This window comes from Pleurocapsa minor HA4230-MV1 (genome assembly GCA_019359095.1).
Lineage (GTDB): Bacteria > Cyanobacteriota > Cyanobacteriia > Cyanobacteriales > Xenococcaceae > Waterburya > Waterburya minor.
The window spans coordinates 38,358-51,438 of record JAHHHZ010000020.1 but is presented as its reverse complement, the minus strand read 5'-3'; the positions used below and the strand labels follow the sequence as shown (position 1 = coordinate 51,438).

General features: G+C 39.2%; 12 protein-coding genes. 4 read left to right on the top strand and 8 right to left on the bottom strand.

Annotated elements, in window-relative coordinates; genetic code table 11:
* Positions 1-28: 28 nt before the first annotated feature.
* On the bottom strand, positions 29-496 hold the full coding sequence (locus KME09_10960; protein MBW4534443.1) for a hypothetical protein: 468 nt from the start codon (positions 494-496) through the stop codon (positions 29-31).
* Between the two features lie 229 nt (positions 497-725).
* Between KME09_10960 and KME09_10955 the strand changes: the two genes are divergently transcribed.
* The gene (locus tag KME09_10955) at positions 726-974 is read left to right on the top strand and encodes a hypothetical protein (protein MBW4534442.1); all 249 of its coding nucleotides are present in this window, start codon (positions 726-728) and stop codon (positions 972-974) included.
* The gene (locus tag KME09_10950) at positions 971-1,378 is read left to right on the top strand and encodes a nucleic acid-binding protein (protein MBW4534441.1); all 408 of its coding nucleotides are present in this window, start codon (positions 971-973) and stop codon (positions 1,376-1,378) included. The genes KME09_10955 and KME09_10950 overlap by 4 nt, the downstream gene beginning before the upstream one ends.
* Positions 1,379-1,506: 128 nt before the next feature.
* On the opposite strand, the gene KME09_10945 is transcribed toward KME09_10950, so the two are convergent.
* Entirely contained in the window at positions 1,507-3,948 is a 2,442-nt protein-coding gene (locus tag KME09_10945; protein ID MBW4534440.1) for a response regulator, read from the bottom strand.
* A gap of 211 nt (positions 3,949-4,159) precedes the next feature.
* A complete protein-coding gene (locus KME09_10940; GenBank protein MBW4534439.1) occupies positions 4,160-4,618 on the bottom strand; it encodes an SRPBCC family protein in 459 nt (152 codons plus the stop codon).
* 353 nt (positions 4,619-4,971) lie between these two features.
* On the opposite strand from KME09_10940, the gene KME09_10935 reads away from it, so the two are divergent.
* Entirely contained in the window at positions 4,972-6,630 is a 1,659-nt protein-coding gene (locus KME09_10935) for a mechanosensitive ion channel (protein MBW4534438.1), read from the top strand.
* Positions 6,631-6,903: 273 nt separating this feature from the next.
* Here KME09_10935 and KME09_10930 read toward each other — a convergent pair whose 3' ends face one another.
* The 5 genes from KME09_10930 to KME09_10910 all read right to left on the bottom strand — a co-directional run bounded on the left by KME09_10930 (position 6,904) and on the right by KME09_10910 (position 9,650).
* On the bottom strand, positions 6,904-7,221 hold the full coding sequence (locus KME09_10930) for a hypothetical protein (GenBank protein MBW4534437.1): 318 nt from the start codon (positions 7,219-7,221) through the stop codon (positions 6,904-6,906).
* A gap of 294 nt (positions 7,222-7,515) precedes the next feature.
* Positions 7,516-8,073 carry a 5-formyltetrahydrofolate cyclo-ligase gene (locus KME09_10925; protein MBW4534436.1) on the bottom strand — a complete coding sequence of 186 codons (558 nt, stop codon included), beginning with the start codon at positions 8,071-8,073 and terminating at the stop codon, positions 7,516-7,518.
* Positions 8,074-8,087: 14 nt separating this feature from the next.
* Positions 8,088-8,531 carry a GNAT family N-acetyltransferase gene (locus KME09_10920; protein MBW4534435.1) on the bottom strand — a complete coding sequence of 148 codons (444 nt, stop codon included), beginning with the start codon at positions 8,529-8,531 and terminating at the stop codon, positions 8,088-8,090.
* 39 nt (positions 8,532-8,570) lie between these two features.
* Positions 8,571-8,852: a hypothetical protein gene (locus tag KME09_10915; protein MBW4534434.1), complete on the bottom strand. Its 282-nt coding sequence runs from the start codon at positions 8,850-8,852 to the stop codon at positions 8,571-8,573.
* Positions 8,853-9,071: 219 nt separating this feature from the next.
* Positions 9,072-9,650 carry a Uma2 family endonuclease gene (locus KME09_10910; protein ID MBW4534433.1) on the bottom strand — a complete coding sequence of 193 codons (579 nt, stop codon included), beginning with the start codon at positions 9,648-9,650 and terminating at the stop codon, positions 9,072-9,074.
* Positions 9,651-10,083: 433 nt separating this feature from the next.
* On the opposite strand from KME09_10910, the gene clpB reads away from it, so the two are divergent.
* The gene (gene clpB / locus KME09_10905; protein MBW4534432.1) at positions 10,084-12,702 is read left to right on the top strand and encodes an ATP-dependent chaperone ClpB; all 2,619 of its coding nucleotides are present in this window, start codon (positions 10,084-10,086) and stop codon (positions 12,700-12,702) included.
* Positions 12,703-13,081 lie beyond the last annotated feature (379 nt).

Sequence of the window (13,081 nt, the reverse complement as noted above, 5' to 3'; positions counted from 1 at the left end):
CCTTGTTGATATTAATGTGACTTTTCAGTTAAATTGGTTGACCGAAAATTTGGGCGATCGCATCTGTTTGCATAGTATGTAAATATTGAGAAGTAAATTCCGCTGGGAAAAATTCAAATAGAATCCGATTTTCGACCCAAAACTCGATCGCACTAAAAGGGACGTTATCTCCCTGTTTGCGAGTTAGGACGCGCCATCCTTCCCTTTGACCAATCTGCTCAATCTGCTGGCACGATGTAGGAACTGAAATTGCTACATGCATGGATACTAAATTGGTAGGTTCTGTGGGCAGTACTTTAGCGGATTCGGTATCATTGCCTGGAGACCATACATCACCTTCTTTAAAGACCACAATGTGAGTACCATAATGGTCAAAGGGGATCGCCAGATAACTACCTGGAATCAGGAATTTATATACCTTGCCTGCCAAAATTTCAGCAAGAACGTTAGCAACCAGCAACGGATTATGAGCGTCAATCGAAATATGGTGAATCATGAGAATAATTCCCCGAACATAAATGATTTATAAACACTAATCAATGAGTTGTGAAAAGCCATAAGGCGATCGCGTCGGCTAGACATAGCCTCATCGCTCAATCTTTTATATTGAGTTCAACCTTAAAAGTAAATCGGGAATATATAGAGATTTTTTGGCTCAATTTATTTGGCGTTGCTGATGTGAAGGTTATTATTTATATACTTAGAGAAATGACAAGAACTTTAAAATGACCATCAAAGAACAATTAATCCGTGAAATTGAGACAGCACCCGATCGCGTCATCGAAGAAGTTTTTGACTTTTTACTATTGGCAAAAATTAAACATCACCGCTCGCAAGAATCGCCCAAACCTTTTGGCGGATTTATAGAAGAACTGATTGCCGATATCCCTCAAGAGGTTTTAGACACCCTACCGACTGACAGTGCCGAACAGCATGATCACTACATCTACGGCACACCAAAACACAATCCATGAAGCTCGTCTTTGCCGATACCTTTTATTGGATCGCCCTGCTCAACCCAAAAGATGACTGGCATCAAATCGCACTTCATTATGCCCATAACAACACCACCAACCCACTTATCACCACAGATGGCATTATCGATGAAGTATTAAATTATGCCGCATCAAGAGGTAGTGTAATGAGACAAAAAGCCCTATTGATGTGTAGGCAAATCTTACGAGAACCCACAATAAATATTATTGCCTATACACCAGAATTGCGACAGTTAGGCTTCGATTTATACGGACAGCGTTCGGATAAAGGATATAGCCTGACAGACTGCATTTCAATGGTTATCATGCGACAAATGGTAATTACCGATGTCCTCACCCATGATAAGCACTTTACCCAAGAAGGATTTCATATTCTGTTTTAAATAGTTTGGCGATCGCTTTTTAAGCTTTCATTTTGTTGTGCGATCGCTGCTAATTACGAGCCAATCAAAATGCGATCGCGCTTTTTGTCGAGACAGTCTTAAAAGTAATGCGATTGTTTTACATTAATTTATGATTGAGTCAAATTGATAATTCCATCAAAGTCATAGTTATTTAGCATTTCTGAAATTCCTTGAGCAATATGTTGCTGAGTAGGAGGAATTTGAGCCATCAACTGGATAATTTGTTCCGCATCTATGGCGATCGCAGCTTGATTTAAGTCATTAACCAGAGTTGGCGAGAGGTTAGCTAAATCTTTGGCTGAAAGTGATTGGTTTAGATGATTGGTTGAGGCAATATCTTGTTGATTAGACTCTAGTTGATAAATAAATTTCACGCCTAAATACTGAGTTAATTTATCAAAGATAATTTGTTCGGTAAATGGTTTGGCAACCAAGTCATCACAGCCTGCATCGAGAATTTTTGCTCTTTGTTCTTCAAAAGCAGAGGCGGTTATGGCAATAATTATTGTTCGTTTAATATTAGACTGCTGTTTGATTTGTCTGGTAGCTTCGTAACCATCAATGATAGGCATCCTCATATCCATCCAAATTAAGTCAGGCTGCCATGATTGCCAAAGAGCGATCGCCTCTTGACCATTGGTAGCAGTTCGAGGTTGAAAACCTACTGATGTTAGTAGTTTGACTAAAACTAGACGATTGGTTTCGCGATCGTCAACAACGGCGATACGATAGTTTGCTTGTCCTGGTGCAAGTTGTTTTACTCGCTGAATGAATTTTTTTTCTTTGGTTGCTGAATCTGCTAATTTTACTTGAATATTAAATGTAAAAGTCGAACCTACTCCCAAGCTACTCTGTACTTGAATTGTACCCGCCATTAATTTAGCAAACTGACGACTAATGGCTAATCCTAATCCTGTCCCAGCTTGAGATTGAATTCCGCTAGCAGTTTGCACAAAAGGGTCGAATAGTTTGTTTAATTCTTCTTTGGCGATACCTTGTCCTGTATCAGTAACTTCAAAACAAAGTTGGACTTGCTTACTTGGCGATCCGTCAGGGAAGTCTAATCTCTTTGGTGAGCAAGTAGATGCTTGCAGGGTTACTCCTCCAGTGTGAGTAAACTTAACGGCATTGCTCAACAGGTTAATTAATAACTGACGTAGTTTATGAGAATCTCCGACAATATATCGCGGTAGGTTATCAGCTAACTGAAATTTAAACCATAAACCTTTAGTTTCGGCTCGAATCTGAAACATTTCTTGAATGGTTTGTAGCAGCCAATGGAGATCGAAGGGTTCATTATTAAGAGAAATCTTCCCCGCCTCAATCTTCGACATTTCCAGCACATCATTGATCAGATTAAGCAGATGTTCTCCGCTACGGTTGATCATCTCTAATGATTCTTTCTGCTGGGTAGTTATCGATTCATCCCGCCACATCAACTGAGAAAAACCCAAGATCGCGTTGAGAGGTGTTCTTAATTCATGACTCATATGAGCCAAAAATGAGCTTTTGGCAAGGTTGGCAGCTTCAGCTTCTTGAGCTTTTAACTGTAACTGCTGACTAGATTTTTCTAGTTGTCGTTGAGAAAAACGGAGTTGTAATGCCAACCAATTTACGCCAATTAATAATCCAGCAACTGAAATTAAACCGACTAAGACAATTGTACTAGCTAATTGACGAGCAGGATTAAAAGCTTCTGATTGGCTAATTTCTACCAGTAGAGCAATATCTTGTTCATTGAGCCAACGATATACCCCCAATACATCAGAGTTTGCATAGTTACGGTATAGTCCATAACCACTCATTCCACTCATGGCTGCATTAATACCAGGACTATCTAAATTATCAAAAGCAGCTGAGTTAGACTGGGATTTTCCAGCAATAAAGGCATTTTTACTAATTAAAGAGCCGATTAAATAGCTTTCGCCGCTTTTTCCCAATCCTGTCTTTTCCCTAACAATGCGATCTATCCGTTCAAGATCCAAATTGATCAAAATCATCCCCCCTCGATTGGCTAAGGGTTTTGCCAGGGTAATTGTCAGTTTTCTGGTAATGGGAGAAACATAAAATATCGGTGCAAAGTTAGCGCTAACTTTAACTTCTTCGACATAGGTAATATTAGCTAAGATTTCATATTCTCCTTCCCGCTGTTGATTGCTGGAAAGAATAATCTTATTACTGCGATCGAGAACATATATTTCTTTAAGACTAGGCTTAATCTGATTGAGCCGATTTAAATATTGCTTGAGTATTTGATATGCTTGCTGTTTCGCTTCTTCATTCCGAGAATTCAGCAAAATATCTAAATTAGCCTGTACATCTGGCATCTGTGTAGTGTGGAGAAAATCCCGCTGCTGATCTTCAAACCACCGAGTAATTTCTCCTTCCTTCAGGGTAGCTGCCACACTCAGGCGATCGAATGCAGCCTGTTTTAAAGCTTCTCTAGCGCGAAAATATGCCACTCCTCCAACTATACTTACCGTAATTAATGCCAGCAGCAAAAAGTAGTTGGCTATTTTGGTAGTGGAGGATAACTGCGGTAATTTCATTTAGAGAAATGAAGTCTAGATACAACTCAAGGTTATCTGAATTATATCTGGGGATTGCATGAGTAACTGACGTTACGCACTTGCTCGAAGGATAGTGGGTAGTAGGTAGTAGGTAGTAAGTAAAAAGTGTTATTTAATGTTACAATTAAATTGTAAAACCTATTTTTAACTATGAATAATAATAGCATCACTATTCAGCAAAGAAGCAAACTCAGCGATCGCTAAGACGATAAACTTCTTCCGCCACTCTTTTTAAACGTTTTAATTGAGCTTGCATGTCTTTTTTAGTTAAGCCCGCAGCAAAATTATTAAAACCCCAGTTCACGATGGGATTAGGAATTTCAAATTCAAACCGATTCAAAAGAAAAGTACCGTCTTTGGTTGGCTGACATTCCCAGCGATCGCGCCCTTTAAAAAAACCATCAAACTCCCAGACAATTAAACCTGGTTCTCTTTGTGCCACAACACTTCTCAAACTTGGCTCCAGTAAAGGAATTTTAATGGTAAAACGACTCAGACTACCTACCTGAGTATTCCAAACCCCGATGGGTTTACATTCCACTAAGGGATTGAGCCAACGATGCATTAACTTTAAATCGGTTAAACATTCTTCCGTGATCACTGAACTTGCTTTAATCCGAATAGATTGTTCAAAAATTTGTGGCGACATAGATTTATTCGTAACAGTAACAGTTTAAAGACAAAACATGAATTGTAAAGCTCAATTTTAATTGAATATAATCTTAATACTATCTTAATTTTAAAATTAAAGATCGTAATACAAATCTGGTGATTAGTGCTATTCGCTACAGCTTAAAATTCTCATATCCAGAAGAATATTAAGTTTTGACTATATAAAATATCTAACGAAATAGCTATTTTTGTTAATTTTTGAAGCAATAGCAATTTAATTTGGCATAATTATCGCAGAAAAGTATATTTGCTTGTGAATAACAAGATATCTGTACGATTTACCGCTAAATTAATAGTGGAAATGACACGATGAATTAAAACTAAAGAAACATGACACAAATAATTAGTAATATTTCGTCATTAGTAGATCCGTTATTGTTGGCACAGTCAAGGCCAGGGCAATTCGAGCAAATCTTCTCTCCACTGGGTTTAAACCTGGGAGAGTCGCTGCTGAATCTACTTAAGGCGATCGTTATCTTTGTAGTTGGTTGGATTATTGCCACCGTTATTAAAGCTCTAATTAAAAAAATCCTTAACAGCACAAATATAGATAATAGACTTGCTGCTGCTGTTACAGGACAAAGAGGGGGAGAATCTTTCCCGATTGAAAACTGGATTGCCACTGCAATCTTCTGGATTATTATGCTGTTTGTAATTATAGCCGCACTCAATGCGCTAGAGTTACAGGCGGTGTCCGCACCTTTAAACACTCTGCTAGATCAAATTACTGGCTTTATACCGAAATTTATCGGTGCTGCTGTCTTGCTAGGTATTGCCTGGGTAGTGGCGACGGTAGTTAAGACTATCGTAACTAGAGGATTGGGTGCTTTAAATATTGAGCGGCGTATGGGTTTAGCTGCGTCTGATACAGGAGATTTTTCCTTAACCGATACTTTGGGTAATGCTCTATATTGGTTTATCTTCCTGCTATTTCTGCCCGCAGTTCTTAATGCTTTACAGCTAGATGGAACTCTACAGCCAGTTCAAGGAATGCTCAATGAGATTTTGGCATTACTACCTAATATTTTAGGCGCAGTGATCATTGCAGCTGTGTTTTGGTTTGTAGCCAATATAGTTAAACGTATTGTTAGTAACCTATTAGCAGCGACTGGGATCGATAATATTGGCAGGAAAGCTGGTTTAGGAGCTGGCGGCAGAGGACAATCCCTCTCATCCATTATTGGAACAGTCGTTTTTGTCCTAATTTTAATTCCTGGGATTATTTCAGCTTTAGAACAGCTACAAATTAATGCCATCTCAGCACCAGCTACTGATATGCTCAATCAGGTCTTAGAGCTGTTACCCAAAATATTCGCAGCAGGTGTAGTTCTGGCTTTCTTCTACTTTGCTGGAAAGTTTGTCGCCGATTTTGTGACCAACATTCTGACCAATATTGGTTTCAATAACCTATTGCAGTGGTTAGGTATCTCATCGACAACTCCTGGCGCACAGCCTTTTCCCAGAAGTACGTCCCCAGGTGAACCGATTGACTTAGGCTTAGGTACAGAACAGCCGACGATGATTCAAACTGAACCTCAGATGGGTTCTAAAACTCCTTCTGAGCTAGTAGGTTTCCTCTGTTTAGTGGGCATCATGTTGGTGGCTACTCTTACCGCAGTCGATATCTTGGGTATCCCTGCATTAGAAGATGTTTTCCGCATCCTTTTAGCGATCGCTGGTCAAGTTTTAATTGGCGTAGTCGTTTTTGCGATCGGTTTGTATTTAGCTAATTTAGCTTATAACCTAATCCTGTCTTCAGGAACTGCTCAGTCACGCCTCTTAGCGCAGTCAGCACGTGTGGCAATTATTGCTTTAGTTGGCGCTATGGCTCTTAACCGTATGGGTATCGCACCTAATATTGTTAATCTAGCCTTTGGTCTAATTCTAGGTGGTATTGCTGTAGCGATCGCTCTAGCCTTTGGTTTAGGTGGTCGAGAAGTTGCCAGAGAAGAATTAAAATCTTGGGTTAGTTCTTTTAAAGCAAAATAAAGTTTCCAGTTCAGCAATAATTGCTCAACTTTAAATTTAAACTATAAACTTCCAGTAAATAATAAATAAATACTGGAAGTTTTTTTAGGTCTATTTCTGGTGTAAAACAATTAAATACAGCAAGACTAGACAATGTTAGGACGGTTTTGAAATACTACTTCCGTCTTACGAAATTTCCTCATCCGAAAGTGTACCCTTTAAAGCAACGGAATTTCGCGCTATTTCCTATTTCCTATTTCCTATTTCCTACTTCCTATTTCTTCCTTTGTACGACTATACTTCACATTCCATCCGCGCAAATGTAATGGCATCAAATCCAAAAGCCAGCATAATCGGCATGGGAGATACTAACATGCAGCTAGCAAATATGGCAGCAACGCTCACTAGAGCAGCAGAATACAGCCATTTTTGTTCATTATTCGTCAAACCCTTCTCGCTTTTAATTAGCCTCATGACTTTCTGAGGAATAGGCTCTGGCATTACGCAGTTGGGAGGAAATGCCCAATAATGGTTGTAACGTTCTCTAAATACGTCTGTCCAACCATTGCGATCGCACCATTCTTGAATCCATTCGTCTTGAAAGTGTTGCATAAGATTTTATCAAGTAACTAATTAGGTGAAAAACTATAATAAAGTAAATGTTTTAATATTCAGTCAATCAATCTTGGTCTATTAAGATTAACAAAAACATTATTATTTTTAAATAGCTTTTCTTGCTTACTTAACAAACCTTAAATGTATAGTTTATTGTTTAATTTGTAGCAATGAGTATAATTACTTATTTTAAATTTTTAAATTTCCAACTGCTTAATATATCTTGATTTTTCCACGCTCAATTTATGATTGAATTATTCATAATTTTCAAAGTAAACTACTTTAGATTACTTAATACTTTTCTAGTTTTGTTTCAGTACAGATAAAATTCAGCCTCATATCCCAAGGATCTCTTACTAGTTGAACTCCATAAGCAAAGTCAAAGACAATGCCGATAGTAGGAACATTTAAATTTTGCTCGCAACTTAATAAACGATCGTAAAAACCACCGCCATAACCCAAGCGATATCCTTGAGTGTCACAAGCGACTGTGGGAACTAAAATCAAATTTGCGGTCGCTGGATCGACTATGATTGAATTCTCATAGGGTTCTTGAATACCATAGTTGCCAGTAGTTAATTCTGTTCCAGGTTGCCATAAGTGCCAGACTAAAGACTTGCCAACGCAACGAGGAAAAGCCCAGTTTTTATCTAAATTAAACAATGGAGCAAGATCTGGCTCTTGACGAAAACTAAAATATGCCAAGATCGTCTGCGCCTCTTGAAACTGAGTAATCGATTTAAGGCGATCGCAAATTTGGGTACTCTTTACTTGCCATTGTGCGGGGGAAAGTGACTGTCTTTGTTGCAGAATTTCTCGTCGTAAAGCGGATTTATCTAACTGTGACATAACTCAAGGCGGTTTTATAGCTGCTTGCTCATCTTGATCATCTTGACATGAGGAATACCCGCTTCGTTAAATTGTTCGCCGACTATGGCAAACCCTAATTGCTGATATAGCGGGGCAATATATACTTGAGCATGAACTATGACTAAAAATTTGCCTCGTTGAGCAATAGCTGATAAAGCCGATTTCATTAACTGCTTTCCAATACCCTGCTTTCTGTAATCAGGTATTACCGCCAACCGCTCTATCTTAAATGTATCTGCGTCAATTTCTCTAATTCTTGCTGTACCCACGGCTTGACCGTTAATATAAGCTAAAAAATGGGTTGCGCTGGAATCTAAGCCATCAAATTCTAACTCTGCTGATACTCCCTGTTCTTCTTGAAATACCTTAGTTCTAATCTGATTAATAGTAACCAGGCAATCTTGATACCGAACAGTTTCTATGGTTGGTGAGTTCATATTGATTAAAAAAACTGGCAGTAACTATTGTGAGCTTTATTACTTTAGACTGTCATGCTCAGTTAAAATTCGCTCTACCCTTGCTTCTTCAATTTTAGAAGTTAGTTTTTTTGACTCATGAAGATCTCTTTGAGTTTTAGTGAGGCTCACGGTTGAACCAACGGTAAATGCTAAACCCATTCCCATATAACTTTTAATCCATGCATTTACTGGCAAATGTAAAATACCCAAGGAAGTGGCAGAAATAGATATGATGAAAGATAGCCAGGTTTGAACTATCCAGGCAAAACTATGATCTTGATTCACTGTTTTGTGAGCCATCAATTTAATTTTTCATTAATACATATTAGTTACTACAAATCTTAGATAAGTTTGCTGTGTAGAAATAAAACTAGATGACGGTTGTTTGACTGGATCTAATATCGATTTGAACTATTTGTATTTAAAATAGTAAGCGATTTCCCTCTGGGAATCCTAAAGGACTAGCTTCGCCCTAAAGGATTAGCTACGCGTCCGTCGCGCTCCGCGATCGCTTATCTTTTAAGTAGAAGCGCTAAAAACTTGACTTGCAGTAAGTTGCAGTTGAGTTAACAGTTGAGAATCGATCGAGTCATCATCTTGATAAACATTTTCTTGATAAAGACCATGATCCAATAACAGTACTGTTACTTTGTTTTCTTGAGGATCGACAATCCAGTACTCAGCTATCCCTCTTGCTGCATACTCCGATCTTTTATAACGATAATCCCTGTCTCGATTAGCTTTTCCTGGAGAAACCACCTCTACAACTAAAGCGGGGGGAAGCATATCAATGTTAATTGTACTGCGTTGATTGCTATAGAGATCGTCCGCTAAATTTTCTGTAAGCACCATCAAATCTGGTAAACGAACAGTTGCTCTAGTGCCACTAACGACAATCTCAGTATCTTTACAGCGAAGCAGACGAGGAGAAATAAACTGAGCAAAGATTAACAGTAACTTAATCGCAATTTCGGCATTTTGCGGACTTTCAGGAGGCATCTCGATTAAATTTCCTGACACCAACTCATAATGTTTTTCTGCAACATTTTCCCGCGCCAAATATGCTTTTAAAGTTAGTAGTTTGGTAGCAGCAGTCATCTGGGGAAAGGTGAATTTAGCCTAATTTTAGCAAGTTTACAAATAGCTAGGCGGAATTAAATATAAAACCAAAAACAAGATAGATTTTAATGGTAATTAGTTATTTTTCCCTAATTCCCTAATTCCCTAATTCCCTAATTCCCTAATTCCCTACCAGACTATCTTCTAATTAATTTGACCTACTTACTTAACTCATCGGGATAACCATAACTTGGGGGTTGGGGTATCCTACCTAACTAAGCGGTTAGCTTATCGTTAAAATTAATTTAAATCAATTCTACAGAACAGAGCCGATTAAACTAGTCTAGCTATAGATAGGTGCAGGTTTGATACATAACTATCTTTAGCTATGGCTGAAATCAATATATTTTAACTAAATTAGTCAGATTACTAAATTCAGATTTTTATTCCTTAGTTAAGAGAGAAGTGAAAGATGCAACCAAACAACCCTCAAAAGTTTACCGAAAAAGCCTGGCAAGCGATCGCCAATGTTCAAGATATCGCTAAACAAAATCAACACCAGCAGGTGGAAACTGAACACCTATTTAAGTCTTTAATCACCGAAGAGGGGTTAGCCAGTAGTATTTTTAACAAGGCTGACGTGAGTGTTCAATCTCTGCGCCATAAAGTCGATCAGTTTATTAATCAACAACCGAAGGTTAGTAGCTCGAACAATAGTGTATTTTTGGGACGCAGTTTAGATACTCTATTAGATAGTGCGGAGAAATATCGCACCGAGTTTGGTGACGATTATATTTCGATTGAGCATCTTGTCTTAGGCTTTACTCAAGACGAGCGCTTTGGACGCAAGCTAATGCAAGAGTTTGGCTTAACTGAAAACAAATTAAAGGATATTATTAAACAGGTGCGCGGAAAGCAAACAGTAACCGATCAAAATCCCGAAGGTAAGTATCAGGCTTTAGAAAAGTATGGACGAGAGTTAACTCAACTAGCCAAAGAAGGAAAGTTAGACCCCGTAATTGGCCGAGATGAGGAAATCCGTCGGACAATCCAGATCTTGTCCCGTCGTACGAAAAACAACCCTGTTTTAATTGGTGAACCAGGGGTGGGTAAAACAGCGATCGTGGAAGGATTAGCGCAACGGATTATTAACCGTGATGTGCCTGAATCTCTGCGCGATCGCCAAGTGGTAGCCTTAGATATGGGTGCTTTGATTGCTGGAGCAAAATTACGCGGTGAGTTTGAAGAACGTCTTAAGGCTGTACTTAAGGAAGTCACCGAGTCCCAGGGTAATATTATCCTGTTTGTAGATGAGATCCATACTGTTGTTGGTGCGGGTGCAGCGCAGGGGTCAATGGATGCTGGAAACATCCTCAAGCCGATGTTAGCCAGGGGTGAATTACGCTGTATTGGCGCGACTACCCTAGATGAATATCGTAAGTATATTGAGAAGGATGCAGCTTTAGAAAGGCGCTTCCAGTCAGTATTAGTTGGTGAACCCAACGTTGTGGATACTATTTCGATTTTACGCGGACTTAAAGAACGCTATGAAGGACACCACGGGGTATCTATTACCGATACCGCTTTAGTCGCTGCTGCAACATTATCTAACCGCTATATCAGCGATCGCTTTTTACCCGATAAGGCGATCGACCTGGTAGACGAAGCAGCAGCTAAACTCAAGATGGAGATTACTTCTAAACCTGAAGAGTTAGATGAAGTCGATCGCAAAATTCTTCAGCTAGAAATGGAAAGACTGTCAATTGCCAAAGATGACGATTCTATTTCCCGCGAAAGACTGGAAAAGCTCGAAAAAGAACTGGCTGACTTAAAAGAAGAGCAATCGGAAATAAATGCTCAGTGGCAGTCGGAAAAAGAAGTAATCGACCAAATTCGCACTCTTAAAGAAGAGATCAATGCAGTTAATTTGGAAATTGAACAGGCTGAACGAGATTATGATTTAAATCGTGCAGCAGAACTCCGTTATGGCAAACTAACTAAGCTACAGCAAAATGTTGTAGAAATTGAGCAAAAATTAGCGGAAAAGCAAACTACAGGTAATTCTCTATTAAGGGAAGAAGTATTAGAGTCGGATATTGCGGAGATTATTGCCAAATGGACAGGGATTCCGCTGAGAAAACTAATTGAATCGGAAAAATCCAAGCTACTTAATTTAGAAGCTGAACTACACGAACGAGTTATCGGTCAAGAAGAAGCCGTAACTGCGGTAGCCGATTCCATTCAGCGATCGCGCGCTGGACTTGCCGATCCTAACCGTCCCACCGCTAGCTTTATTTTTCTGGGCCCCACTGGAGTTGGTAAAACTGAACTAGCTAAAGCCTTGGCACAAGCGCTGTTTGATACCGAACAAGCCATGATTCGGATCGATATGTCCGAGTATATGGAAAAACATGCCGTATCCCGCTTAGTTGGTGCGCCTCCAGGATATGTTGGTTATGACGAAGGTGGACAGCTAACCGAAGCCATACGTCGTCGTCCTTATTCGGTAATTCTGTTTGATGAGATCGAAAAAGCGCATCCCGATGTCTTTAATCTTATGCTGCAAGTCTTGGATGATGGTAGACTAACCGATTCTCAAGGTCGTACAGTAGACTTCACCAATACTATTATCATTATGACCAGTAATATTGGTTCTCAGTACATCCTCGATGTATCGGGAGATGATAATCAGTACCAAGAAATGCGATCGCGCGTCATGGCAGCAATGCGAGATAGTTTCCGTCCTGAATTTCTTAATCGAATCGACGAGATTATTATTTTCCACGCCCTAGTTAAAGAGCAACTGCGTCATATTGTTCAGATCCAGATCAAGGGATTAGAACAACGTCTTGATGACCAAAAACTGTCGCTAAAAATCTCTGATGCTGGTTTAGATTATCTTGCCGATTTAGGTTACGACCCCGTATACGGTGCAAGACCGCTAAAGCGTGCTATTTCGAGATATTTAGAAACAGCGATCGCTAAATCAATTCTGCGTGGGGAATATCAACCAGGAGACACTATTTTTGTGGATGTTGAAGACGAAAGATTAGTCTTTAAGAAATTGTCAGCCGAAATGCTGGCTAAATAAACCTGAGTTTGGGTTAAGCGGATTGAAATAAAAGCAAGTCGAGATAAAGACTCAACTTTTAGGTTGATGAAAATAGGCAATCAATCCGCTATCCTTAACAATTATTGGGTTTCGTGCCTCAACTACAAGATAGGCGATCGCTCTGGTGTTGTGTTTGCAAAAATATAGATCCGTAGGGTGGGCATTTTAAAATTTATCATGGTGGTAAAACAATGTGATGATGCCCACCGAAATTCAATCTTCTTGTATCGTAATTAAATAATCTGAATTTATTAATTGGTGGGCAAAGTGACTCTGTCTGAAATGTTAGTTTGCTCTGGTTCATTTTGCACTAAAGTATTTGCGGAGCTTATCCTTTAGGACTAGCTGACGCGAAGCT